Raw genomic sequence first — 26,304 nt, forward strand, 5'->3', positions numbered from 1 at the left:
GCCACGACCGCCACGCGCGCGCCGCGGGCGGCCAGGAGCGCCGCGGTGGCCGCGCCGATACCGCCGCTGGCGCCGGTCACCAATGCTGTCTTGCCGTGCAGATCCGCCACATTTCCTCCCGGGTGTCGGGCCGAGGTTCCCATGGGCCACCCCGGCCGCTCACCAGGTGGAACCCCAGTCCTGAACCCCTGGATTTAGGGCGTCACCGGGCACTTCGGCGGCGGCGGGCCGTTGAGCGGCCGCTACTCATCTCCGCGGTTTCGGTACTCCACCTGCCGCTCCGCGACCCCGGACGGACGTTCCCGTCCCTATCGTTCCCCGCATGAGCGATCTCAGGGGAATGCGCTGGGCGGCCGCCCGGCCCGAACCCTCGAAACGGTGCACATGAACACCAGGACACAGGTCGGCGTGATCGGGGCGGGGCCCGCGGGGCTGACCCTGGCGAACCTGCTCCGGCAGGCCGGAGTGGAGTGCGTCGTCCTGGAGGCGCACAGCCGCGTCCATGTGGAGGCGCGGGCGCGGGCGGGGCTGATCGAGCATCGGGTCGCGGTGTTCCTGGCGGAGCACGGCCTGGCGGACGGGCTGCTGCGGGCGGCCGTCGACCACGGATCGTGTGAGTTCCGATTCGCGGGCCAGCGCCTCACGGTGCGGTACGGGGACCTGGCCGGCGGCCGCACCCACCGGGTCTATCCCCAGCAGTTCCTGGTGCGTGATCTGATCGCGACGCACCTGTCGGCGGGCGGGACGATCCGCTTCTCCGCGCCGGCCCGGTCCGTACGGGCTGCGGCCGACGGCCCCGCCGTCATCGAGTACGGGACCGAGGAGACCGGCCCGCAGACCCTCACCTGCGACTTCATCGTCGGATGTGACGGCTTCCACGGGGTGACGCGGCACGCCGTCCCCGAAGGCCGGCTGCGGATCCACGGCCAGGACTACCCGCTGGGCTGGCTCGCGCTGCTCACCCGGACACCGCCCTCAGCACCCGGAGTGGTCTACGCGATGGCGCCCGGCGGGTTCGCCGGACACATGCCGAGGACCGAAAGCGTGACCCGTTTCTACCTCCAATGCTCCCTCGGGGAGACCACGGCCGACTGGCCGGACGAGCGGATCTGGCGGGAGCTCCGCGAACGTCTGGCCATGCCGGATCTCCCCGAGGGCCCGATCCTCGACAAGTCCGTGCTGGAGATGCGCAGCAGGGTCGTCGAACCCCTGCAGGACGGGCGGCTGTTCCTCGCCGGGGACGCCGCCCACATCCTCACCCCCGTGGGCGCCAAAGGAATGAACCTCGCCATCGAGGACGTCCGGGTGCTCGCCGCGGCGTTCACCGACCACTACCGGCACGGCTCGGACACGCTCCTGCGCCACTACTCCGACCTGCGCCTCCCCCATATCTGGGAGGCGCAGGAGTTCTCGGACTGGATGCTCCGGATGATCCACCGGATGGATCACGACGGGCCGTTCGAAGAACGGCTGCGCCACGCCCGCCTGCGGTCCTTCGACGGCTCCGGCGCGTTCCCCGTCGCGTTCGCCCAGGCCTACGTGGGCGCGGCCTCCCCCGGCCTGGACGAGCTCAGAGCGCTGGCGGCGGCGCTGCCGTCATGACGTCATCGCCTCGATGACGTCGTCGAGCGCGGCCCGCCCCGGTTCGTCGGTGTTCGGCAGGCCCGGCATCAGTGCGGTCAGCCGCAGCGCCTCACCGATCATCGGCCCGGTCAGGACGGGACTGTGAGTCGGCGCCAGCACCTCGATCCCCAGACCGGCGATCCGCCGCAGATGGGCGGCGTGCTTGTCCTCGTCCAGCCAGGTGTGCCAAGGGCTGTTCATCCGGTTGAAGTGCAGGAACCCCTCCTCCCACGCGTCGGTGTCGGCGTCCCGCGCGTCCTCGACGTAAGCGGGCAGGAACGCCCCGAAACTGTCGGCCGAGCAGTACAGCCGGGTACTGGTGTCCAGCAGGCCGCGCGTGGTCGGCGCGTCGAACAGCGGCGGCCGGACGGCGGCGAAGGTACGGTCGCCGGCGTCGAAGGTCTCGCCGTCACCGATCCAGCAGGTCCGCTCGGCCGGCGGAGCCCACAGGTCGCGGGTGCCCAGAGCGTGCCGGCTCACACCGAACCAGGTGGTGACGAGCGTCGCGTTCGGGCACAGGTCCATGGCCTCACGGAGATTCCCGGCATGGTCCATGTCCTCGTGGGTGAGGAAGATCCAGCGGACGTCGGCGGGATCGACCAGACCGAACGTCGTCTCCAGCCACTGGTCGCGGAAGCACACCGCGCCCGTGTCGACCAGAACCGGTTCACGGCCCAGCACGACCATCGTGTTCACGTACAGGGTGCCGATCTCCGGTTCGCTCAGGACATGGGAGACCAGATGCGTGTCCGGAGCGATCAAGGTAGGGGTGGGTGAACTCACGGTCATGACGACTCCTTCGTCGGAAACTATTCGACCATCACGGCACGGAAGAAGCCCTCGGCATACGTGCCGGGCCCCAACCGCGCCTTCTCTGCGTTCTCGCGCAGCCACTTCCGGATGAACACATCCAGGCCGGTGTCGGCTCCGACCTGGCTTTCATGGGCGTGCAAAGCCGCCAGCTTGAGCTCCACGGTGTCGGTCACATCGACCCACCGGTTGACGACCGGACCGCCGAACATCCACACCTCCGGCACCGTCCACGGTTGAAGACCCTCCTCCACCAGGAGGCGGGCGTGAGCGGCGGCCGTCCGGGCATCGGGGTAGACGGCCCTGATCACCGCCTCCCCGGTCGCCAGATGATCCGGATGGCTGGGGCTGATCCAGTTCCAGTCGCGTTCCGGGCTGTGCGTGACGATCCGGTCGGGCCGGGTCCGCCGGATGACCCGGCAGATCTCCTCCCGCAACGCGAGACCGACCTCGACCTCCCCGTCGCGGCGCCCCAGCCAGAGGATCTCGCTGACGCCCAGCTCCGCCGCCGCCTTCACCTGCTCCAACCGCCGCCGCAGCGCCACCTGCGCGCGGTCCGTCCCGTCCCCTCCCGCATCGCCGTCGGTCACCAGCAGATAGGACACCTCGACGCCCTCCCGAACCCACGCCGCGACGGTGCCGCCGGCCCCGAAGTCCACGTCATCTGGATGCGCGCAGACGACCAGAGCACGCCGACACCCCGCAGCGGCCCCCTCCCCTGAACGGTTCTCGGTCATCGGACCCGCACTCCTTCCCGGAAAACCCCGCTGACCTCGCGCAACGCACCCAGATCACGCACCGGATCACCGTCCACGACCAGCAGGTCCGCCACCGCACCCGTCATGATCCGGCCACGCGCCGGCGCGACCCCGCAGACCCGCGCCGCCGTCGAAGTGATCATGCGGAGCAGCTCGACGGCCGGGATCCCGACACCCGCCAGGAACTCCACGGCATACGGCAGGACGTCCGGCGGCTTCCCCGGCGAGATCCCCGCATCGGTACCCGGCACGAGCCGCACCCCCGCCGCATGAAGCTCCAGCGTGCAAGCGGCCAGCTCGGGCAGATGCCGGGCGATCGGTTCCGGAGCCGGGAAACCGGGCATCTCACCCAGCGTCGTCGTCACCGCGATCCCGGCCTCCGCGATCCGCCTGATGAGCTCCCGATCAGGACGGACCCCCGCACCGGTCAGGAAATCACCGTGCTCGATCGTGTCGAACCCGACCGCGACCGCATCGGCGATGGCCCGCGGATCATGCGCATGGACCGCGGCCGGAAGACCCAGCCGGTGAGCCTCCTCCACCGCACACCGCAAATGCCGCCGACTGTAGGAAGCCCGGTGAAAACTCCCCGGACTCAGCACGCCCCCACCCGCGACGACCTTCACGACCTCACAGCCGCGCTCGGCACGCTCACGGACACCCGCCCGGATGGCGTCAAGGCTCTCCGCCACCCCGCCGAGCTGATGACCGTGACCGCCCGCCGCCGTCAACGGCGGGCCCGCCGCCAGCACGAGCGGCCCGCACTCGGGCCGCCCACGCGACTCCTCCGCCACCTCACCCACCAGATAACCGCGATCACCCAGATCACGGACGGTCGTGATCCCCGCCCGCACCGTCCGCAACGCCGAACTCCGGATCACCTCACGCAGCCGCTCATCCGACAGCCCCGGCAGCACACCCAACGGATCCCTGCGGCCACCGAAACTCAAGTGCACATGCGTGTCGATCAGCCCGGGCAGCACCGTCGACCGGTCACCGAACTCCACAACCGGCCAATCATCAGGCGGCGGCGGATACCCCCGCGTCACACCCAGGACCCGGCCACCCTCCACGGCGACCGACGCCGCCCCCCACATCCCGAGCCCATCGAAGACCGCACCCGCCCGCAGAACGAACCGGGACGGCACGCTAGATCCGGAAGAAACGGTCGAGCAGCTCATCGACCGCACCGCCGTCTCCGCTCGCCGACCCCGCGTTGACCCGGCCGAAACCGGTGAGGACCAGGCTGGCCGCATCGAACTCGACCAGCCCATCAGCGCCCGCACCCTCCGCAGACGCCACCAGCGCCCCCGACCCGTCAGCCGCCAGCGCGTGATCGCCGCGATTCTCCCCGTTCAGCACCCTGACCCGGACCGCACTGCCCTGCAGCCCCGCACCGGGCTTGGCCGTGTTCTGCCACAACCCGAACACCACCGGCACCAGCAGATCAGCGCTCTCCCGCGACAACGCGTGCCCACGCCCGGAACCCTCCCGCACATCCCAGGAATGCACCGCGTAGTCCGCGAGCTGGAACGCCGGATAGAAGTAAGCCGGCAGCGGCCCCATATAGAAATGGAACACGGTCCGCCCGGCCCAATCCCCCTCACCGAGCCCCTCGAAGATCTCCATCATCGCCCCGTAAGCCCCACGGAGCCGATCGAGAAGATCATCCCGAGCGACCGAACGGAACCTCCGCGCCCGCTCATCACACCGGGCGGCCATCCCCGCCAGACCATACGGAGCCTCCGGCACCGCACCCCCGTCCGCGAAAGCAGCCAGATACCCCTCCGTCACATCCAGCAGATGACCGGCGACATCACGGACCTGCCAATCCCCCGCAGCCGTACCCCGCTCCCAAACACCCTCCTCCGCCACCAAAGCGAAGAACCTCTCCGCCTCCACCCGCAACCGGGCGAGCAGATTCTTCTTCGCGGCGAACTCGGCGAAATTCCACTCAGACATGACGCGGCCTCTCTGCTTCAAGCGCGAGCGGCGCATCAGCACTGCCCGCGGCGAACCGAACGAACGACGGAATATCCGGAACATCAACGGTCACCAGCGGCCTCAACCGCGCGACCTCCACAAGCTCCCGAACGGGAACCGCGTTCAAAGCACGCAACGGCGTACGACGCCGAGCCTTCGTCAGCGCCTTCATCCGCTCCTCACCGATCCCCGTAGCACCCTCCAGATTCGACACCAGCGGATTGTCACCGATCCCCGCCTCCTCACGACGCCGCGTCGGCGCGAACAGATACTTCTGCGTGATCTTCACGTGAACACCCGACACCGCCGCGTGCACACGACCCAGCAGATGACACGCCGCCACCTGCGGATGCCGACGCACCACAGCACAGAGCTCCTGCCGACCCATCGCCGCCAACCCCGCAGCCGACAACCCGACCTCCCCCAAAACCACCTCAGGGAGCGTCACCCGATCCGCCAACGCCAACAGCGCATCCCGATCCACCTGCAAAAGCGCGGGAAACATCCGCTGAATCTGCGACGCATAACCCGGCACATCAAGCCCGAGAATCAGATCCCGCTTGAGGAACTCCGCATCCTGCGCCGCACTCGGCGGCACATCCGCCGCCTCCCAATGAACGTCGAACTGACGCTGAACGTCCATGAAGTAGTCGACGTCCATACCCTGGCCCGGCGGCCGCTCCTCGAACTCCTGCAACAACGCCCGCACCACATCAAGCAGCCCGGCCGCCTGATGCAACCGCCCCAACCCCTCCTCCGACGACGCCCGCACCTCCCCCTCGTGCAACGGCGCCAGACACCGGTTCACCGCCTCCTCGACCGCACCGCACTTCTTATTGATCTCCATGAGCCGGTACTCGCCCACCGCCCCGGTATAAGACCGGACAGCACCATCCGCGAACACCGAAGGCAACCCACCGACCAGCCGCCCCTCCCAGAACACCTCGACCTCCGGCATGTTCCACCAGACCATCGAAGCGAAGCAGAACCGCCGCGGATGCCCCACCAGCGCACCCAGCCGCGCGTAGTAATCAAGGAAAGGAGTGCCCCCCGGACCCAAAGGCAGCGACGCGAACGACCGCTCCGGCACCTCCTTCAGCGACAGATCCTGCTCCTGCCGATGCCGCGCCACCGACGAACCGATGAACCCCAACAACACCAGCAGCCGCCGCACATCCGCCGACCCGAACGACTCCGGCTCCGGCAGCGCCACCAACTCCCCACGCAGCCGGCCCACCAGATCCAGCAGCCGAAGCTCACCAGAGAACACCGCACGATTCAGCCCCGGCAACTCCCGGAGCGACCACTCATTCAGCCGATCAACAGACGCCGCCGCCAGAACACTCACGCACCCACCTCCAGAGACCGGGCAGCCGGCTCAAGCGCAGCCGCCAGACATTCAAAAACCTGCACCGGATTCAGCCGCGGATCACACACCGACCGGTAATCCACCGAAAGATCCGCCTCAGTGAGCCCCGACCACCCACCCACACACTCCGTCACCGGCTCAGCCGTCGCCTCCAGATGCAACCCACCAGGCTGAACCCCCTCCCGGCGAAGCACCCCGAACACCGCCCGGATCTCAGCAACGACATCCGCCACCCGACGCGTCTTCACACCACCCGCCACCCGCGTATTGCCGTGCATCGGATCACAGATCCAGACCACCGGCTGACCCGACGCCACCACCGCCCGCACCAACCCCGGCAACACCCGCTCCACCCGCTCGGCCCCCAACCGCACCACCAGCGACAACCGACCCGGCTGACGACCCGGATCCACCCGACGGCAGAGCTCCACCAACTCCTCCGGCTCACACCCCGGACCGATCTTCACCCCCACCGGATTACCGATCCCCGACACGAACTCCACATGGCCACCCGACAGCGAACGCGTACGCTCCCCCACCCACAGCGAATGCGCCGACGTCGCGAACCAGCCACCCCCAGGACCACGCCGCGTCAGAGCCTCCTCATACGGAAGAACCAACGCCTCATGCGACGTGAACACCCGCTCCGGCGGCAACACCCCCATAAAGCCCAGAAGCTGCGGCAGATCCACCGGAAGCCCCTCACACGGAGCCAACATCGCCAGAAGATCCGCGACCGCCGCACCCCCGGCCGCCACCCGATGACTCCCCAGATGATGCAACGAAACAGCCGAATGCAGATACGCCTGAACCATCCGCCCAGGATCCGGACGACGCTCCCCCACCTCCGGAGCAAAACCATTGATCATGTCTCCGCGGTACTCCGGCACCACCCGGACACCACCCTCAGGAGACCGCACACGCTGCACAGCCGAAGACCGCGGCTTCGCGTACTGCCCCGCGATCCGGCCGATCGCCACCACCGGCAACCCCGTCCGAAACGACACCGTCAACGAGCAGAGCGCGAACAACGCCTGCCACGACTCCAACGCACGCCCCGACAACCCCGCGAACGTCTCCGAACAGTCCCCCATCTGCAGGACGAACGCCCTCCCCTCACCCGCCTCCGCCAATTGCTCACGCAACACCCCGCAATCATCCGGCCGAACGAGCGGAGGCAACTCAGCCAACCTCCTGACACAACCCTCCGCCTCCGCGCCATCCCGCCATCCAGGCGCCTGACCGACCGGAAAAGCACGCCAAGAACCCGGACTCCACCCCACCCCCTCAGCCAGTTCCGGAACACCTCCCCTTCGCGGCAGACACACCCCGGAACCGACCGGAAGAAGCTCAGGATCGAAGAACTCACTGATGAGAAGAACCGGCTCCCCATCCATTCTGATGACGTACTTCTTGAAAGCACACGGAACATCACCGCCCACACCCCGCCAACGGGCGACACCCGTCTCGACGATCTCCCGCCGCGGCTCCCCGACACCCTCCAGGCCGTACCCGATCGGCACCCGCGAGTCCGCCATGATCGGCCCCAACCGCCGATCATGAGGACGCCGCCCCACGACCACGTTGAACGACGCCGGCCGCCCCAGCGGACCGACCAGACTCGACCTCCTGAGCAGGACGTCCTCAGCCCCCACCAGGCCCAACGCCGCACCGACGTCGGCACCCAGCCCACCCGAGGAGACGATCTCCTGACTCAGGACGCGCAGCGCCAGCTCCACCCCGAGAGCCGCCTCCAGCAACCTCGTGGTGGAACCGTCATTGGCCAGGACCATCCGGGTGATCGGCGCGAACCGACCGCCCTCTCCCCCGCCGGCCGTCTCCCCGATGCCGCGATCTCCGGCGAACACCACCGGCGGCGAATGCGCAGCGGACCGCGCATCCAGATCTGTGTCGTCGATATGCGAGTTCAAAATCACGGAACAAGACCAACACGCGCCGGACAACTCTGAACAGGGCCTGCGTACCCATGGCCGGAACCGACCATCTCAGAACCCGCGCCCACCCGCCGCGACATGAGTAACAAATACTCTGGCCCGTTCCCATCAGAATCAGCATTCTGATGGGAACGACAGAGCGAGAGGTCAATACCGTACAGAAGAAAAACCTGCACCACCGACGCCGTGAGGTCCACCGGCAAAGGCCGGTTCTTCTGGGCGCAAGCGACCCTGGAGGCCCCTCTAGGAAAGGTCTGGGGGCCCGTCACAAGCCCCGCGACCTCCTGAGCCTGCCCAGCCCAGGTGTTTCGGTGATGAGCCTTTAGTCCACTTCTGTATTCAGGGATGCGGATGCATCCGGCCCAGGGCCTTTACAAAGTAAGTTTGTAAAGGCCCTGGGCCGGATTGTTACGTCACTCCGTGGGATCCCCCACCACCCAGAGTGATGCGGGGGTCTTGAACTGGCTGAACGGGCGGTAGGTCACCGGCTCCTCCTGGTGGAGACGGGGGTAGCGCTTCGCGAGGACCTCCAGGGAGATCTGCAGCTCCAGACGGGCCAGCGGGGCGCCCACGCAGTTGTGGACCCCGTGCCCGAAGGACAGCGAGGCGCGCGCGTCACCGCGGCCCGGCAGGAACCGCTCCGGATCCGAGAACGACCGCGGATCGCGATTGGCGACGGCGTAGGACAGCAGGATCCGGTCGCCCGGCTCCAGCCGCGTCCCGGCGAGTTCGACGGGACGCGTCACCGTCCGGAAGAAGCCGAGAGTGGCGGCGTCATAGCGCATCCCCTCGGTCGCGACCTGCTCGGCCGTCACCCGGCCCTCGACCAGCTCCGCCCAGCGCTCAGGGGTCTCGAGCATCAGCCGGATGATGTTGGCCAGGGTTCCACCGGTGGTGTGCCAACCGGCGTTGACGAGGCCGAAGCAGATGTTGACCTGCTCGACGTGGCTGAGCCGCTGCCCCTGGAACGTACCGTGGACGATCATGCTCATGATGTCGTCACGGGGGTTCTCACGGCGGTCCTCGACCATTTTCGCGATGTGGTCGAGGACCCCGTTGCAGCGCGTCCCCCGGATGCGCTGCTCCTCGACGTCGAGATTCGGGCCGTTCATGGCGAGCGTGATCATGTCGTGGACGCCGTCCGAGAGGAGCGCGAGATCCTCGTCCGGAAAGCCGATCACCTTCATCGCGCTCATCAGCGTGATGCGGTCACAGAACTCGCTGACCAGGTCGAAACGGCCGGCCGCCGGCAGCTCCGCCGCGCAGCTCTCGATGACCGACCGGATCGCCGGCTCGAAACCCGCGATGGCCCTCGGCCCGAACCCCTCGTGCACGATCTGGCGCTGCGGCCGGTGCAGGGGCGGATCGATGATGGTCAGGATGGGATCGTCGAACAGGTAGTCCACGGCCCGCTGCGCCTCCGGGTGCATACCCGTGGGGCGCGGGAACGTGTTCGCCGACGAGTACGTCGCATGGTCCGACGCGACGGCCTTGATGTCCTCGTACCGCGTCAGGCACCACGCGCCGAGCGCCTCCGAGAAGAAGATCGGCGTCTGCTCTCTGGCGAGCTCCAGCACGTCATAGAGCGTCTCCATGTGCGGCCCGAAGGGATTGAAGGTGCTCAGGTCCTCGACCAGTCTGTCCGGCGCGCTCATTCCGTTCCCTTCGAAGTGGCTCCGCTTTCGGGGCACCTCCACCCTCGCGCGCCGCGGCGCCGCTCCCCACCGGGCAACCCCTAAGACCGACCCCAGGGTTTGGCGCGGTCAGCCGCCGTCCGCCGGGTAGAACTGGCGCGCCCAGGCGCGATAGGTCGCGATGGGCCGGTCCCCCGCCGACAGGGCGGGCCGCCCCAGGTACTTCTTGTGCCGCCAGACGGCCTCGTCGGTCCTCAGTTCCCGTTTGACCATGTGCAGCAGGAAACGCTTGATCGCGAACTCGACGGGAGCGAGCAGGATCCGGCCAGGACGTCCGCCTGCCCTGCTGCGGAGGGACGTCCCGACGTACACCTCGACGCCGCGGGCGCCCGTCGGCGTGCTCAGCACGAGCTGCCGCATCCGCCAGCCCAGCAGCCCCACGTCGACGACGGAGCAGCCGAGCCCGTCGACCCTGATCTCGATCAGCACGCGGACCCCTGGCAGGAGCGGAAGACGTCGGACGAAGCCGTAGGACGCCTCCAGCCTGGTCCCGGACACGGCCGGCGCCTGGATGATCTCCACGTCCTTGAAAGCATGGAGGACGGTGAAATGGCCGAGATCGACGCTGTTCTCCGTGATCTCCTGCGGATGGCTGTCGACCTTCATCTTGAACGTGCTGTACGGACGCCAGAACCCGGTGGTGTCCGGCCCTTCGAGCGGCCACGGCTCCTCCCCCGGCGGCCCGTGGAAGGCCATGACGACACCGCAGATCTCCAGCGCGGGAAAGAACCTCAGCCGGGCCCCAGGCGGCGGACTCCCGTAGGGCGTGGACACGCAGCGGCCGTCGAGCCCGAAGGTAAAACCGTGGAACGGACAGCGAAGGCACTCCCCCACGACCCGGCCGCCATGGCCCAGATGGGCGCCGAGGTGCGGACAGTGGGCTTCGCTCACCCGGAGGACTCCTTCCTCCGTCCGGAAGACCACGACGTCCTGGTCCATGAATCTTCGGCTGACCACGCGCTTCGGGGACACCTCGCGGGAGAAGCAGACCGCGAACCAGCCGTAGGGGTAGGCCGGTGGTGAGTCGGCCGGCCGCCGGTCCGCGATGCCCCGCGGACCGCGATCCGAAGCCGTGTCCACGGGACGCTGCGCGTGTGTCATGTTCTCCCCCACCAGGTGAGCTCTCTTCCTGAGACCGCCGATTCCTACTAATCACCACGCGGCCGCGGGAACGTCCAGGCGGCAGGGCTCTCGGGCCTACCAGGCCCAGCGCCTTTACGAAGTAAGGTCAGCTCGAAGGACTGACGGGCCCGGCACGGCGCGTGTGCCGGGCCCGTCAGTCTCGCCGGCGGAGATCAGGGACGCTGTGCCCGTCGCTCCTCCGTCGCCAGGTGATCGACGAGCAGGCCCTCCGGGTCCGCCTCGGGATCTCCCGAGATCACGACGCCGTAGTCGCGTGCCGCTCCGTCGATGGTGAGGTAGCCGTCCCGGACGCCCTGCCGCACCAGCTCGGGATCGCGGGCGTGCGGGTCGCCCCAACCGCCTCCGCCGCTGGTGATGTAGCGGAAGACCGCGCCGGGCCCGGTACGCCAGACCGGGTTGCTCGCGAAGTAGAAGTAGGTCCCGTGCTCGGGATCGAGGGTCTTGGCGGCCGGATCGAGAACACCGGCGACCGGGGTGGAACGCGCGTACACCGCGGGCCCGAGCGGCACCAGATCGCGTTCGGCCGCCACGTCGAAGGCGTCCCGGTCGAACAGCCACACGCCGCCGGCCGGGCCGTCCTTCCCGCCGTGGACCCCGAAACCGCTCGTCTGCTTGGTGCGCAGCGGGCTCGACCAGTGTTCGGCGTCCGTCAGCCACAGTGTGTCCTTGAGGACCGCGGCGCCGCCCCGGTGCGTGCCCGCGCCCGCGGTGTCCGGCACTTACTCCTTGCGCAGGACGACCACGGGGACGTCCGCCTCGATCGCCTCCGTGGCCGGATCCAGGTTGTTCGCGAGGTAGAACACCTCGTAGCTGTCGGCGTCACCGGCCTGCGTGGCGCCCCAGGGGCCGTGTTCGCCGCCGCACTGGGCCGTGGTGACCCAGGGGGTGCCGTCCTCGTGCACGCCGTTGGCGTTGTGGATCGACAGGGATCCGTAGTCGCCGCCGACCGCCCTGCCGCCCAGCACCGGCGCGAGCGCCCGGAACACCGCGATGAGGACGGGGCTCGAACCCTCCCAGTACAGGAAGACCGCCCCGTCCGGCGGGACGGCGCTGGCCACCGTGCCCGGCGGGATGACGAGGTCGATCGGCCGGTAGGTGCCCGAGGTGAACGGGGTCGCGGGATCCAGCAGGTACTTGAGCGCGAGCCCGACGGAGGTCTTGGTGTCCAGGACCGTGGCGTTGATACAGGTGCGGGCCTGGGGCGAGGTGCCGCTGAGGTCGACCTCGATGTTCTCGCCGGCCTTGGTCACGGTCACCCGGACCGTGTACTCCTCGACGTCGTCGACGCCGTCGCAGTCGATCGTCTCCTCCCCTCGGTAGACCCCGTCGGGAAGGGTGGAGATCGCCTCGCTCATCGCGTCGGCCGACACGTCGCAGGTGTAGCGGATCGCGCCGAGGAACGCCTCCACCCCGTACCTGTCGACGCTCTCCAGCAGCAGGCGTTCGCCGAGCCTGAGGTTCTGGTAGATCGTCTTGATGTCCGGCAGGAGGAGCTCGCCGAACCTGGCGTTGTCGAAGATGAGGTTGAAGGTCGAGGCGACCGGACGGTCACCTCGGTACAGGAGCTGCGGGGCGAGCACGAGACCCGTCTCGTACACGTTGCGCTTGGTGGCGCTGAACCCCGCGGGGATGACCCCGCCCATGTCGAGCTGGTGGGCCCGGAGCGTGACGAACGAGAGCAGCCTGCCCTCGTGGAACACGGGACGGATGAACATGACGTCGTTGACGTGGGTGCCGGTGCGGTACGGGTCGTTGCAGATGAGCAGGTCGCCCTCGCGGAGCTCGTCGGGACCGAACTCCTCGACCGTGTTGCGCAGGCCGTCGGCCATCGTTCCGAAGAACACGGCGAGGCTGTTGCTGACCGCGCTCATCGCGTAGTCGGCGCTCGGCGGACCGGAGATCGTCGCCGCGAAGTCGTACCAGTCGCGCAGGATCAGGGAGAACGCGTTGTTCAGCAGCCCGCCGCACATGTGCTCGACGACGTAGCGCATCCGGTTGGCCAGCACGCTGGTGGTGAACCGGTCGGCGCCGTAGCGCGCGGCGAAGGCGTCGTCGTCGAGGTCTTTCAACCGGACGCGCTCCGGGACGGGGGAACGTTCTGCCATCAGTGGTCCTTCCTTCCTCGCCGGGTGATGCGGAGCTCGCCGAACACGCCGACGTCGGCCACCTGGCCGTCGAGGACGAAGGTCGTGGAGGTGTCCTCACGGATGACGGCCGGCCCCTCGACACGGTCGCCGGCCAGGAGGTCCGCACGCCGGTACTCCGACGCCCGAAGGTCGGTGCCGGCCAGATGGCGCAGCAGCACCGAGCCGACCGCCTCCGGACCCCCTTCCGCCCGGCGTGCGACCCGCGGGTAGTCGACCTTCGCCGAGGGGACGACCGCGTGCACCCGGTAGGTGACCCCCTGGACGGGCAGGTCGGGGAAGCTCGTGCCGGAGCGCTCGGCGTAGGACTTGTGGAAATGGGAGACCATCAACCGGACGGCCTCAGCGGTGATCTCGCCGGACGGCACCTCGACGAACGGGGTCTCCCAGGTCTGGCCGAGGAGCCGGCCGTCGAACGTCCGGACGAACTCCACCCCGTCCGCGACGGTCGCGCCGAGCCGCGCGCGGAGCGCCCGTTCCATCTGGTCGTACACCTCGTCCACGGAGGCGGCGGCGTCCTCGGTGAGCAGCGTGTAGGCGCTCCGGCTGTCGGCGTGGACGAGATCGGAGCTGATCAGGCCGAGCGCCGAGAACAGCCCGGGATGCGGTGGGACGATCACCTCCTTGGCGTGCACGAGGTCGAGGACCGCGGGCAGCAGCATCGGCCCGGCCGCGCCGTAGGCGACGAGGCTGTGGTCACGCGGGTCCACGCCGTGCTTGACCGCGATGTTGAGCAGCCCTTCCGCGATGTGGTTGACCCCGATGTGGAAGGCGTAGTGGACCCGGCGGTCGAACGGCAGGCCGGTGTCGAGAGCGTCGAAAGCGCTCCTGGCCAGGTCCTCGCGCAGGGTCATGCGCCCGCCGGCGAACCCGTCACCGTCGAGGATGCCCATCAGCAGGCAGGCGTCGGTGATGGTGGGCCGGTCACCGCCCGCGCCGTAGCAGGCGGGGCCGGGATCGGCTCCGGCGCTGCCAGGACCGACCCGCAGCTCGCCGGCCCGGTCGACCCAGACGATGCTGCCGCCGCCCGCCCCGATGCTGGAGATCTCGTTCGACAGGGCGTTGACGACGAGATCGTGTTCCAGCTCGAAGGTCGTGTTGACGAACGGGCGGCCGGCGCTGACCAGGCTGATGTCGCAGGAGGTGCCGCCGACGTCGCAGCAGAGCAGGTCGGCGGCGCCGATCAGCTCGCCGAAGTGGGCGCTCGCCATGGTGCCGGCCGCCGGTCCCGCGAACACGATCCGGAACGGGTGCTCCATGGCGACGTCCGCGGGCAGGAGCTGGGCGGCGCAGTCGGCGAAGTTCAGATCTCCGGCGAAGCCGCGCTTGCGGAGCCCTTCGTCCAGAGCGCTGGTGTAGTCGCCGTAGATGAGCTTCATCAGCACGTCGATGACGGTGGTCGACGCCCTGGCGAACTCCTTGGCCAGCGGGGAGACCTCGGCGGAGATCGAGACCGGCACGTCGCCGAGCTCTTCGCGGACCAGCTCGCGCAGCCGCTCCTCATGGTCCGCGCGAACATACGCGTTGAGAAGGCAGATGGCCACGCCCTGGACCCCGCCGTCGGCGTCGCAGCGGCGCAGGACGCGGAGCTGCTCCCGTGCGTGCTCCTCGTCCAGCGGGATCAGCGCGTCACCCGCGGCGGTGATGCGTTCGCGCACACCGCGCCGCAGGTAGCGCGGGATCAGCGGCCTGGCCGCGTCGCCGTACGAGCGGCGCCAGGACGCGTCGGTGAGTCCTTCGACGGGACGCCAGGTCCGGCCGATGTCCAGGATGTCGCGGTGCCCGAGCGTGGTCAGGAACGCGATCTTCGGCAGCCGCCGGGTGATGACGGCGTTGAGCCCGTGGGTGCTGGCGTGGTTGAAGGTGTTCGCGTGCGCCACTCCGATCTCCTCGGCTCCGAGGAGGACGCCCCGTTCCGTCCGCTGGGAGTCGGTCGGCACTTTCACCGTGTGGATGACGCCGTCGCGGACGGCCACCACATCGGTGAAGGTGCCACCGACGTCTACTCCGATCATGTGCATGTCTCCGCGTCTCTGTGTCGACAGGTTCGTGGCGCCGGGTCAGTCCAGAACGAGCTCTGCCGAGGTCAGCCGCACCGGCCCCAGCAGGGTCCAGCGCTCTCTGCTGACCGAATGGAGGCAGGTCTGGCACTTCACGACCAGGAACCAACCGCCCTCGCTCAGGACGGGGTAGGCGCGCAGGGCCGCCGCGCCGCACCGCGGGCAGTCGCCCGGCACCGGTTCTCTCGGCACCTGCGGTGTGTCGTCATGCTGGTGTTCGGTCACCCGGTCTCCCCTCGCTCCGGTCCGGCTGGACCGGGCTCCATGGTCCGGGAGATCCGGGAAGCCCTCATCGGCGTCGCCCCCTAGCGCCCTCCCCTACCTTTGCCCCGTCGCCCACGCCACGCGTTCTCAGGGATCGGGCCAGGGGTCGGACCCCGAGGCGACCGGCCGCGGCCTGCCGGTAGTTGTCACCTATGCGAAGCAGAATCCCGTTCCGCGCCCTGGCGGTCTCCGCCCTGTCCGCCCTGCTCCTCGCAGGCGCCCACTCCCCCGCCCGCGCCGACACCGGCGACATCCTCAGGACCCTCACCGAACGGTCCTGGGATCCGGCCGCGACCTCGATCTCCTACGGGGCCTACCAGCGGGCCGGTGATCCGCGCGTCCACGTCATGACCGATGAGCGGGGCGCGGTTCCCCTCCGGAAGCTGGCGGCGCGCTTCAAGGAGAGGATCGTCATCGAGTCCGGTTCCGTGCGGACCTTCACGGGCGGCCGGGAGTACGACGCGAGCCCGCACTACGGCGGCGCCTCGATCCTGGCCAACGTGATCAACTGCACGTCCGGGTTCTCCGTCCAGTACCCGAACGGCGCCCGGGGCTCCGTGACGGCCGCGCACTGCTACGACAACGACGAATGGCTCATCTCCGGCCTCAACATCTACGGCTTCACCAAGGGCAAGAACTATCCGCCACGGGACGTCCTGGCGATCCAAGGCGGCGGCGCCTACACCAACAAGATCTACACCGATCCGGGGTCGCCGATCACGCGGACCGTCACGGCGAAGGCGGACCCGGTCGCCGGCGCCGACGTGTGCGCGAGCGGCAGGCTGACCAAGGCCCGCTGCTCCGTCAGCGTCATCGACGTGCACGCCGTCTTCTGCCCGCCGACCGCGGGGTGCGTCGTGGACGTGATGCTCGGATTCCGCGCGGCGGGAGCGGCCGGAGCACCGGGCGACTCCGGTGGACCCGTGTACACGCCGACCGCCGGCTCCGGCGCCACCGCCAACGGGATCATCATCGGCGGCGACCTGACAGGCCAGTGGATCTACGCCGAGAAGGTCTCCAAGATCGAGGCCCACCTCGGCGCCAAGATCGCCACCACGCCCTGAGCGGTCAGGGTCCTTCTTCCGCCCGGCCGGCCGTCCAGCGGAGCCGGTTGCGGCGGACGTTGATCGGGGTGGCCTCATAGGACAGGACGCCGTCGAGGGTCGTCGTGCGGGTGATGCGGTCGGAGAGTCCGTCGCGGTCCAGCGCGGCGACCGAGCACAGGATGTCCGGTGTGCCGGTCGTCTCGGCCACGTAGTCGATGCCGTCCATCGTGGTCAGCCGGGCCAGCGCGCCGGACCGGTGCCGGGCGTCGACGCCGAGGGCGACGGTCGCGCGGAAACCGGCGCCCAGCGGGTGCGCGATGATCGTGGTGAACCTGATCGTGCCGGTGCCCCGCAGATTCAGGACACGACGCCGGACCGAGGCGATCGACCGGTCGACGGCCTGCGCCAGATCCGTGTAGCTCGCCCGGCCGTTCGCCCGCAGCAGCCGGATCAGTTGCAGGTCGACCGCGTCGAGCTCGGGCACGTCGACGGCCCAGGCGCCCGGCGCGGCCTTGATCGAGCCCTCCGCGCCCGGGCCCGCGTGGAGCGCCAGGACGATCGAGGAGTGGACGGCCCTGACCCAGTCGAGCTCCCGGAGCAGGTCGAGGTACCGGCGGACACCGTCGGTGTCCTTCGAGGTCATCTGGACGAGCAGCCGAGGACCGGTCGCCGACTGCGCGATCCAGGGCGAGTCGTCGAGGGCGGGCAGGGCGTCGAGGTCCGCCGGCGGAGCGGTCCTGCACTCGACGTGCGCGTAGAAGACGATCGTCTGCCCCAGCGCGGCGGGGTGCGCCATGGCCAGCACGCTCACGGTGCCCGAGGCGAGGAGCTGCGTGAGGCGTGCCCTGGCGGTGGATTCCGGGACGCCGATGCAGGCCGCCAGGGTGCGGACGGACGCGCGGCCGTCACCGGCCAGGGCGTCGATCAGGCGCGTGTCGACGTCATCCAACGGCTGCGCCTGGGGGCTGGAGACCACAGCGGAACCCTATCCTCCCGATCACTGCGTGTGGCGAACCATACCGGACTGATCTATCTAACAAAAGCCCTTCTCTTTCCTCGGTTTTTATCGTTTTCTAGTCTCTAGCGACAAAAGGCGCAAGACACATCGGGGCATCTCAAGGAGTTTCTTCATGCCCAAACCCTCCGCCTCCAGGCTGCGGACCGTCGGCGAGCTGGCGACGATGGACGTCACGGATCCTCGGATGGAGACCGACCTGCTCGGCTACCTCGCCGAGCACCGCGCCCGGGACTGGGCCTTCCGGAGCGAGCGCGGCATCGAGGTGCTGCGGCACGACCAGATCCGCGACACGCTCATCGACCGCCGGCTGGGCACCGGGATGGACGGCATCGCCTCGGCCTGCGGGCTCGACGGCACCTGGTTCGCCGACCAGTTGCGCGACTCCATGCACAACGCCACCGGGCCCCGCCACACCCGGCTGCGGGGCGCGATCGCGGGCTACTTCACCCCCGCCCAGGCCGAGAACTGGCGGCCGATGATCCGCGAGATCACCGAGACGCTCCTCGGCGACAGCAAGCCGGGAGACAAGATCGACCTGGTCGAACGGCTCTGCGTCCCGCTGCCGGGAATCGTGTTCTGCCGGCTGATCGGCGCCCCCGACGAGGACGCGGACTTCCTCACCCGGACCTCCGACGCCATCCTCAAGATGTTCCGGCAGGACCCGTCCTACCGCGCGGAGATCCTCGGCGCGGCCGAGGATCTCCGCGCCTACGTGCTGGAGAAACTCAGCGAACGGCGGGCCCGGCCCGGCGAGGACCTGCTCTCCGCCATGCTCGCCTACGGCGAGTCCGGCGGGCTGACCGAGGACGAGCTGGTCAACAGCACCATGGAACTGCTGGAGGCGAGCACGGACAACACCACCATGCAGCTCGCCACCGCCCTCATCGACCTGATCGAGGCGCCGGGCCAGTGGGACGCGATCGCCAGGGAGCCCGAACGGATCGGGGCGGCCGTCACCGAGGCGATCCGCTACACGCCCCGCGTCGGGGTCATCGACCGGATCGCGCTGTCGGACACCGTCATCGACGGTCTCGAGGTCGAAGCCGGAACCTGGCTCCGCTGCTCGGTGATCTCCGGGCAGCGCGACGAGTCGGCCTTCGCCTCGCCCGACACGTTCGATCTCGCGCGCACCGACCAGCGCCGCCCGCTCGTCTTCGGAGCGGGACGGAACTACTGCGTCGGCGCGTTCCTCGCCCAGATGGAGATCGAGGAGGTGCTGCGGCAGCTCACCGCGCGGTTCCCGCTGCCGGTCTGGGCGGCCCCGCCGGTCTGGAGCCGGCACGAGCGGGCGACGGTCGTCGAGTCCCTTCTCGTCTGTGACCACTGAGATCGATCTCCTCCTCGAGCGCGACGCGGAGATCGCCGTCCTGACCGCCGGGATCCGTCAGGCCATGACCGGTGAAGGCTCCTTCGCCGTCGTCGCCGGCCCGGCGGGCCGCGGAAAGACCAGCCTGCTCAACGAGGCGCTGCAGACGGCTTCGGCACGGGGACTGCGCACCCTGTCCGGCCGCGGGTCCCCCCTGGAGAAGGACTTCTCCTTCGGGCTGGTGCGCCAGCTCTTCGAAGGGCTGCTGATCAGGTCGGACGAGGGGGACCGCCAACGCTGGCTGGCGGGGTCCGCGGAGCCCGCCGGCCGTCTCTTCGGACGGTTCGGGCACCACGGCGCGCCGGACGAGATGGCGCTCGTGCACAGCCTGTACTGGCTGACCGTCCAGCTCTCCCAGGACCGGCCGCTGCTGCTCGCGGTCGACGACCTGCAGTGGGCGGACGAGGCGTCGCTGCGCTTCCTCGCCTACGTGCGTTCGCGGCCGCACGAGGCGAACGTCATGGTCGTCGGCACCACGCGCGGGCACACCAGCGCGGACGGCGTGCTCGGTGCGCTCATCCACGACGACGTCCGGCCGCTGATCCCGGCGAACCTCAGCGGCGACGCCGTCCGGCTGGTGCTCCAGACGGCGCTCGGCGAGCGACCGTCCCGGGAGGCGGTCGCCGCCTGCCTGGAGCTCACCGACGGCAACCCGCTGCTGGTCAAGGAGGTCGCACGAGCCCTCGCGGACGGAGGTTTCACCGTCCGGCAGATCACTCCCGAGACCGTCGAACTGCTCGGCGCGGAAGTCCTCATGGTCCGGCTCGCGGTGGAGCTGCGCCGGCTCAGCCCCGAGGCGCGTTCGGTCGCCGAGGCGCTCGCCGTCATGGGCGACCCCGCCGAACTGCGCCATCTCCGGCTGCTCAGCGGCCTGACCGAAGCCGAGCTCTGGACCTGCCTGGGTGAGCTGGAGACCTTGGAGCTCCTCAGCGCACCCGAGCGGGGAGGGTCGACCGTCCGTTTCCTCCATCCCCTCATCAGGAGCGCCGTGTACCAGCGACTGGCCATCCCCGTGCGGTTCCGCTACCACCGGGAGGCCGCCGAACTCCTGATCCGGCAGGACGGCGACCCCGAGGCCGCCGTCTCCCACCTCCTGACCCTCCCGGCGCCGCCCCGCGAGCACCTCGACCTGCTGCTGCGGATCGCCGACCGGACGGCCGCGCAGGGAGATCCCGAGAGCGCCTACCGCTACCTCACCCACGCGTTGCGGGCCGAGGCACCGCACGCGACACGGCTGCGGATCCTCGACGCGACGATCGCGGTGGCGGGGCGCGTCGACATGGCCCGGACGCTGGAGCACCTCCAGGAGGCGCTGCGGCTCGTCGACGACCCCGTCGAGACGGCACGGCTGACGGCGGCCGCGGTCTGGGCGCAGATCTGGCTCGGGCAGGGCCAGGACATGGCCGAACGCCTGGCCGGGCTGGCCGACGGCGTGCCCGAACACGAGACCGGCGTGCGCTGCCGAGTCGAGGAGGCCCTGCTCGTCGCGGGTATGGTCGCCGACGCCGTCCCCGGCTACGCGGCCCGGATCCCGGGGTTGCGGGAGATCGCCCGGTCGGCTTCTCTGGACGCGGCGCTCCTCCAGTCGGCGATCGCGTTCCATGAGGCGTTGCAGGGCGACTCCCAGGGCCTCGCCAGGGCCCGGATCGCCCTGGGCCACCCCGCGATGATCGACGCGGCGTCGGCCGGCGCGACGGACGGCCAGATCGGCTCCCTGGTACTGCTGCTCGGCGATCTGGACTCCGGCATCGCCGCCTTCTCCGAACTGATCGAAGGCGGCAAGGGCGGCGGCGCCAACGTCCTGGCGCTGCCCTACACCCATCGCGGCCTCGGCCGGCTCCGCAAGGGGGAACTGGTCCTCGCGGAAGCCGACCTGCGCGAGGTGTTCGCCCTCGGGCGCAGGGCGCCGATGGACGGCGTCAGCCGGATGGCAGCCGGCTATCTGGCCGAAGTGCTGGTCGAACGCGGACGTCTCGACGAGGCGGAGGAACTCCTGGACCGGCTCGCCCCGGGCGGCTCACCCCCGCCCTACACGATCGGGCACGGTCTGAGGCAGGCCCGCACCCGGCTGCTGATGGCGCAGGGCGCCTACGCCGACGCGTTGGAGTCGGCTCTGGGCGCGGGCCGGTGGCTGCGGAACCGGGCGGGGGACAATCCGGCGGTGGTGGCCTGGCGGTCGGACGCGGCGCTCTGCCTGCACGCCATGGGCGACCACGAGCGGGCACTGGACTTCGCCCGGGAGGAACTGGACAAGGCCGAAGCGTGGGGGGCCGCTCATGTGGTCGGCCGCAGTCTGCGGGTCCTCGGTCGCATCGAGGGGCCGGGGAGCGGGGAGAGGCATCTCCAGCGGGGTGTCGAGCTGCTCCGGGGCTGTGGCGCGCGGTTGGAGCTGGCCAAGGCGCTGATAGATCTGGGGTCGGCGAACCGGCGGCGGGGCCAGCGCGCCGTCGCCCGCACCCTCCTGGAGGAAGGACTCGACCTCATCGAGAAACTCGACGCGCGAGGGATGGCGGAGGCCGCCCGCAGTGAACTGCGGGCGGCCGGTGGACGGCCCGGCGGCCGCAGGCACTCCGCCCACGAGATCGGCAGGGACGCCCTGACGCCGAGCGAGGAACGCGTCGCGCAGCTCGCCGTCGCGGGACTCACCAACCGGGAGATCGCCCAACGGCTCTACGTCAGCGTCAAGACCGTCGAGGTGCACCTGTCCAGCGTGTACAAGAAGCTCGGCCTCACCCGGAGATTCCAGCTCCGGGACATGCTGGCGGCGCAGGACGCCGGGTGATCGTGGAACGCCGCGGGGCCGGTCAGTCCTCCGCTCTCAGCTCGGCCTCGATCTGGCTTCTCTTGGAGATCTGGAGTTTGCGGTAGGCGTTGGACAGATGGACCTCGACGGTCTTGACCGTCACGAACAGGCTCTGGGCGATCTCCCGGTTGGTCTGCCCCCGCGCGGCCAGCTCAGCGACCCGCGACTCGCTCGGCGTCAAGGACTTGGGCCCGGTGAGAGCGGTCCGGCGGGGTCGGTAACCGGCCCGCCGCAGCGCGCGGCGGGCCCGTTCGGTCAGCAGGTTCGCCCCGCACCGGTGCGCCAGATCCAGACTGCGGCCCAGATATTCCTGCACCGCGTCCAGATCGCCCGAGTCGAGCTCGTCCTCACCCAGGACGCACAGGGTCTCGGCCAGGTCGAGCAGGTAGTCGGTGCCTTCCAGGATCCGCGCGGACTCCCGCAGCAGCTCCCTCCTCCCGTCCCGGTCGGCGCAGACGAGTCCGTTGACGCGCAGCGAGCGGCCGAGCGCACCCGGCCTCCCCCACTCCCGGGCGATCACCAACTCCGTAGCCGCGACCTCGACCGCCTCGTCGTGCCGGCCGAGCCTGTGCAGGCTGAGCGCGGCGATCCCGCGACAGGCCAGGACGGCGGGATTCCTGCCGCCGCCCATAGCGTAGCGCTGCCGTGCGCTGAGCGCGTTCCGGAGGGCGTCGGCGTACCGTTCCCTGGCGAAGTGCAGCAAGGCCCAGGCGTGGGCCGAGTAGTAGAAGACCCCCGAATCCGGCGGCAGCTCGTCGGACCTGCGGAGCAGACGCTCCGCGTCCTCGAGATCCCCCTGGTCGATCCGGACCGCCGCGAGCATCCCGAGCGACGCTTCCAGGACGGGGCCTGAGGGCGCCAGGCGCTCGGCCTCGAGCGCGTAGCCGAAGTCCTCGGCGGCCTCGGCGAGCTGGCCGATCCGGTGCCAGCCCGAGCCCCGCCACATCTGGGTGAAAGCCAGCGTCGACAGCGAGCCGACCAGCTGAGCCTCGTGGATGAGCGCCGAGTAGGCGCGGATCCCGCGCTTGGGCTCGTCGTGGAAGGCGACGATGAACGCCGGCGTCCCGCTCAGCGCCCCCCGGGCCACCGCGCTCCGGAAACCGGGGTTGGCCAGGGCGGTCGACGCGCGCTGGAACGCCTGCGGATGGGCCGCCTGCATGTCCCAGGAAGCGATCATCGCCTCGAGGAGCGCGCCTTCGACCGATGAGGAGGGCAGCAGCTTCCTGGCCGCTTCCAGCCGCGGCAGCAGATGGTCCCAGCCGGGCAGCATCTGCGGGATGCCCAGCAGAATCGATTCCAGTCGGCGCCGCAGATCGTCGGCCTCCGGCGGAAGCCCTTCCGCACAGCGGACGACCAGCTCGATGAGGTCGGCCCTGGCCAGCCACGGGGCGACTGTGCCCGCCATGCCGGCGAGCGCCGCGCGGGTGAGCGGGTCGTCGGTCAGCTCGAACGCCTCGTCGACGAGTTCGAGCGTGCCTGCCATGTCGACCTGGGAGGCGATGAGGGCGGCCTCCAGGAGCAGCGCGAGCCGTCCGGCCGCGGGCTGCTCGGCCTGGAGGGCGTGCCGCAGGAAGATGTTGGCCGCGCCCAGCGCGCCACGACGCGTCGAGGTCTTCGCGGCCTCCACGAGGATCGGCAGGTCGGCCGGGCGTGGCCGGCCCGCCCTGAGCAGGTGCGCGGAGATCTCCTCCGGGGTCGCGCCGCTCTCGGACAGCGCGTCGGTGGCGGCCCTGTGGATGCGGACGGCCTCCTCCTGCGACAGCAGGGAGTAGACGGTCTCCAGGAGTAGCGGGTGGGTGAACTCCGGCGGCCCCGCCGTCCCCGCCGCGGGCCCGCGCACCAGGTGGGCGGCCTCCAGTTCGCTGCTCGCGACGAGCACGTCGTCCATGGTCAGGCCGGTCACCTCACTGATCCGCTGGAGATCGGCGTCCGGGCCGAGGGCGGCGAGCGCGGTCGCGGTGGCCTTGGCGGCGCCGGTGAGCCGGGCCAGCTCCTGCGAGACCCGCCAGGAGATCGCGCTCGAACCGATCGTGGTGACGCGTTCGGCGAGCTCGTCGACGGGGGTGAGGCCCTGATCCGACAGACCGCGCACGAGTTCGGAGACATAGAGCGGGTTGCCGCCGGTCTCGTGGTGACATGCCGAAAGGAACTCCTCGCCCGGCGCGAGCCCGCACCTGTCGGCGATCAGCTCGCCGGTGGCGGATCTCGACAGCGGACGGGGACGTCGCACACGACTGGCCGGATGGGTGATCATCAGATCGAGGAGGCGCTGAGCGGCTGCCGAGTGGCTTTCCGGCCTCGTCGCGCAGAGCAGGGCGGCGCGCTCGTTCTCCAGGCGGTTCTGGGTGAAGGCCAGGAAGCGCAGGGAGGATTCGTCCGCGAGCTGCAGGTTGTCCAGCAGCAGGAGGACGGGCGCGCCGCGGCCGAGGTTGAGCATGAGCCAGAACAGGCCGTGCAGCAGTTCGAACTCACCGCCGTGTTCTCGGGAGTCCGCACGGTCGAACAGGGGCGCCGCCGAAGCCGCCGCCCCCGCGAACATCGCCGCCCGCTCCTCCCGCGGGATTCCTTCGAGCGCTGCGCCGAAGGCGTCGAGGAGCAGGCCGAAGGCGGTGTCCTTGCGGAGCGTGGACCCGCTCGCGGACATGACCCTGTGCTCGCGGGTCTCCGCCCTGACCAGGGCCGCGCCGAGCAGTGAGGTCTTCCCTATGCCCGCAGGACCCAGCAGCAGAATGCCGCCCCCGCCGCCCTGGGCGGACCGGTCCAGCAGGTCGTCGATCATGTGGAGTTCCTCGCGGCGTTCCAGCAGCCGGACCTCGCGCGGTTGGTTCATGGAGCCCCTTTCGTCCTGTCGATCTCAGCGTCGACGAAGTAGCGGCCGGACGGCAAGTCGTCGGTTGCGAGGAGGATGAGGCGGATGGCGCGGACGGAGGAGACGGCGGCCGCGGCGGTGTCGGAGGCGCGTCTGGGCCAGGAGGCGAGCTCCTTGCCCAGGCGCGGCAGGGCGGCCTTGACGCCGCCGCGGAGGTTCTCGTGCGCGGTCAGATGCAGGTGGAGGCTGCGGAGGCGGTCGGGGGAAAGGGCACGGACCTGGGCCGAGGTGAGGGCTCCGGCGAGGCCGTGGAAGACCGGCTGGGTGCGGTCCAGGTCGAAGCGCTCGATGTCGAGGAGGTCGCATTCGTCGACGGCGCTGACCACGGGGATCCCCCGCGTCCGTGCGTGCTCCCGGACGAGGAAGCGGGTCGGGAGGTCGTCGCACTGCTCGACGATGAGGTCCAGGCCGTCGCAGAAACGGCCGACGGTCTCCGCCGTCACCGCGGGCCGCACCTCCACATCGAGGTAGGGGTCGGTCTCGGTGAGCCGGCGGGCGAGCCAGTCCGCCTTCGGAGCGCCGACGTCGGCGAGGCGCGCGCCGATCCGGTTGAGATGGCTGAGTTCGACCGTTCCGCCGTCCGACAGCCGCAGGTGCGCGCCGATGCCCTCCAGGCACAGGCCCCTGGCCGTTTCGGCGCCGGAGGTCAGGCCGACCACCCCGATCCGCCGGGCGGCGAGGACGGCGCGTTGCGCGGGCGAGATCAGCGGCAGGTTCCGGTTGCCGCGCAGCTCCCGGAACTCCGGCTCCGGGAGGGTGTGGATGATCGATCCCGACCAGGGGTACCAGACCCAGGTTCCATAGCGTTGGGGAGCCTCGCCGATCAGCCGGTGCTTGATCTCGGCGGCCGACTTGGCGTCGACGAACGGGCACCGGCAGCGGATGAGCTCCTCGACCTGCGCTTCGATGGTGTCATGGGCGACGGCGACCGCACCCGAACGCAGCAGCGTGTCGAGCTCCTCCCAGGCGGAAGGCGAATCAGCGGCGAACAACTGCGGACGGTAGTGGCCGTCCGGAGTGTAGAGAAGTTCAGGCCGACGAAGTGAGGGAACTGTCATGAGCTCACTGTCGCTTTCGACGGTCCGTCGGCCATCAGGGCCTTTCCCGAGTCGAAACCCGAAGAGTAGGCCGGTGCGGCCCTGCCGGACGTTCAGGTGCCCAGCTCGCCGAGGATCCGGGCGATCTCCGTGCGCCGGGTGATGCCGAGTTTGCGGTAGGCGCTCGTCAGATGGACCTCGACGGTCTTCTGGGTGACGTAGAGCTGCTGGGCGATCCGCCGGTTGGACATGCCGTCCGCCGCGAGCCCGATGATCCTGCGCTCGCTGGGCGTCAGGGCGGCGGTGCCCTGGCCCGCGCCCCGTGGCGACCGGCTGCCGGCCGCGCGGAGCTCGGCACGGGT

The 26,304-nt window shown here is 69.9% G+C and carries 18 protein-coding genes and 1 pseudogene; 4 read left to right on the top strand and 15 right to left on the bottom strand.

Annotated elements, in window-relative coordinates; translation table 11 throughout:
* The first annotated feature begins 384 nt into the window (after positions 1-384).
* The gene (locus ACYVE7_RS07805; protein WP_460363883.1) at positions 385-1,602 is read left to right on the top strand and encodes a 4-hydroxybenzoate 3-monooxygenase; all 1,218 of its coding nucleotides are present in this window, start codon (positions 385-387) and stop codon (positions 1,600-1,602) included.
* On the opposite strand, the gene ACYVE7_RS07810 is transcribed toward ACYVE7_RS07805, so the two are convergent.
* The 11 genes and pseudogenes from ACYVE7_RS07810 to ACYVE7_RS07860 form a co-directional block, all read right to left on the bottom strand.
* Positions 1,597-2,412, bottom strand: coding sequence for an MBL fold metallo-hydrolase (locus tag ACYVE7_RS07810; RefSeq protein WP_460363884.1), 816 nt, complete (start codon positions 2,410-2,412; stop codon positions 1,597-1,599). The two genes, ACYVE7_RS07805 and ACYVE7_RS07810, sit on opposite strands and share 6 nt — an antisense overlap.
* A gap of 20 nt (positions 2,413-2,432) precedes the next feature.
* On the bottom strand, positions 2,433-3,170 hold the full coding sequence (locus ACYVE7_RS07815) for a PIG-L deacetylase family protein (RefSeq protein WP_460363885.1): 738 nt from the start codon (positions 3,168-3,170) through the stop codon (positions 2,433-2,435).
* Complete coding sequence (locus ACYVE7_RS07820; protein WP_460363886.1) at positions 3,167-4,198, bottom strand: amidohydrolase family protein; 1,032 nt, start codon at positions 4,196-4,198, stop codon at positions 3,167-3,169. The genes ACYVE7_RS07815 and ACYVE7_RS07820 overlap by 4 nt, the downstream gene beginning before the upstream one ends.
* A 142-nt stretch (positions 4,199-4,340) precedes the next feature.
* Complete coding sequence (locus ACYVE7_RS07825) at positions 4,341-5,189, bottom strand: maleylpyruvate isomerase N-terminal domain-containing protein (protein ID WP_460363900.1); 849 nt, start codon at positions 5,187-5,189, stop codon at positions 4,341-4,343.
* Positions 5,146-6,522, bottom strand: a complete 1,377-nt coding sequence (locus ACYVE7_RS07830; RefSeq protein WP_460363887.1) for a hypothetical protein — start codon at positions 6,520-6,522, stop codon at positions 5,146-5,148. The genes ACYVE7_RS07825 and ACYVE7_RS07830 overlap by 44 nt, the downstream gene beginning before the upstream one ends.
* Entirely contained in the window at positions 6,519-8,480 is a 1,962-nt protein-coding gene (locus tag ACYVE7_RS07835; protein ID WP_460363888.1) for a 3-deoxy-7-phosphoheptulonate synthase, read from the bottom strand. The genes ACYVE7_RS07830 and ACYVE7_RS07835 overlap by 4 nt, the downstream gene beginning before the upstream one ends.
* Before the next feature lie 431 nt (positions 8,481-8,911).
* Entirely contained in the window at positions 8,912-10,153 is a 1,242-nt protein-coding gene (locus ACYVE7_RS07840) for a cytochrome P450 (protein ID WP_460363889.1), read from the bottom strand.
* 108 nt (positions 10,154-10,261) lie between these two features.
* Positions 10,262-11,293: a Rieske 2Fe-2S domain-containing protein gene (locus tag ACYVE7_RS07845; protein WP_460363890.1), complete on the bottom strand. Its 1,032-nt coding sequence runs from the start codon at positions 11,291-11,293 to the stop codon at positions 10,262-10,264.
* Positions 11,294-11,487: 194 nt separating this feature from the next.
* Positions 11,488-13,440 (bottom strand): annotated as a pseudogene (locus ACYVE7_RS07850) (hydantoinase B/oxoprolinase family protein).
* Complete coding sequence (locus ACYVE7_RS07855) at positions 13,440-15,494, bottom strand: hydantoinase/oxoprolinase family protein (RefSeq protein WP_460363891.1); 2,055 nt, start codon at positions 15,492-15,494, stop codon at positions 13,440-13,442. The pseudogene ACYVE7_RS07850 and the gene ACYVE7_RS07855 overlap by 1 nt, the downstream one beginning before the upstream one ends.
* Before the next feature lie 45 nt (positions 15,495-15,539).
* Positions 15,540-15,764 carry a hypothetical protein gene (locus tag ACYVE7_RS07860; protein WP_460363892.1) on the bottom strand — a complete coding sequence of 75 codons (225 nt, stop codon included), beginning with the start codon at positions 15,762-15,764 and terminating at the stop codon, positions 15,540-15,542.
* A gap of 191 nt (positions 15,765-15,955) precedes the next feature.
* Between ACYVE7_RS07860 and ACYVE7_RS07865 the strand changes: the two genes are divergently transcribed.
* Positions 15,956-16,867 (top strand): chymotrypsin family serine protease, encoded by a 912-nt coding sequence (locus ACYVE7_RS07865; RefSeq protein WP_460363893.1) that lies wholly within the window; start codon positions 15,956-15,958, stop codon positions 16,865-16,867.
* Positions 16,868-16,871: 4 nt separating this feature from the next.
* On the opposite strand, the gene ACYVE7_RS07870 is transcribed toward ACYVE7_RS07865, so the two are convergent.
* Positions 16,872-17,825: an Lrp/AsnC family transcriptional regulator gene (locus ACYVE7_RS07870; RefSeq protein ID WP_460363894.1), complete on the bottom strand. Its 954-nt coding sequence runs from the start codon at positions 17,823-17,825 to the stop codon at positions 16,872-16,874.
* Between the two features lie 154 nt (positions 17,826-17,979).
* Here ACYVE7_RS07870 and ACYVE7_RS07875 point away from each other — a divergent pair, with 154 nt between their 5' ends.
* On the top strand, positions 17,980-19,194 hold the full coding sequence (locus ACYVE7_RS07875; protein ID WP_460363895.1) for a cytochrome P450: 1,215 nt from the start codon (positions 17,980-17,982) through the stop codon (positions 19,192-19,194).
* Positions 19,184-22,015: a helix-turn-helix transcriptional regulator gene (locus ACYVE7_RS07880; protein WP_460363896.1), complete on the top strand. Its 2,832-nt coding sequence runs from the start codon at positions 19,184-19,186 to the stop codon at positions 22,013-22,015. Before ACYVE7_RS07875 ends, ACYVE7_RS07880 begins: the two co-directional genes overlap by 11 nt.
* A 22-nt stretch (positions 22,016-22,037) precedes the next feature.
* On the opposite strand, the gene ACYVE7_RS07885 is transcribed toward ACYVE7_RS07880, so the two are convergent.
* The 3 genes from ACYVE7_RS07885 to ACYVE7_RS07895 all read right to left on the bottom strand — a co-directional run.
* Positions 22,038-24,866, bottom strand: a complete 2,829-nt coding sequence (locus ACYVE7_RS07885) for an AAA family ATPase (RefSeq protein WP_460363897.1) — start codon at positions 24,864-24,866, stop codon at positions 22,038-22,040.
* Entirely contained in the window at positions 24,863-25,897 is a 1,035-nt protein-coding gene (locus ACYVE7_RS07890) for a ThiF family adenylyltransferase (protein ID WP_460363898.1), read from the bottom strand. Before ACYVE7_RS07890 ends, ACYVE7_RS07885 begins: the two co-directional genes overlap by 4 nt.
* A 158-nt stretch (positions 25,898-26,055) precedes the next feature.
* A partial coding sequence (locus tag ACYVE7_RS07895) for a helix-turn-helix domain-containing protein (RefSeq protein ID WP_460363899.1) occupies positions 26,056-26,304 on the bottom strand: 249 nt, incomplete at its 5' end.

This window comes from Actinocorallia lasiicapitis (assembly GCF_054778695.1).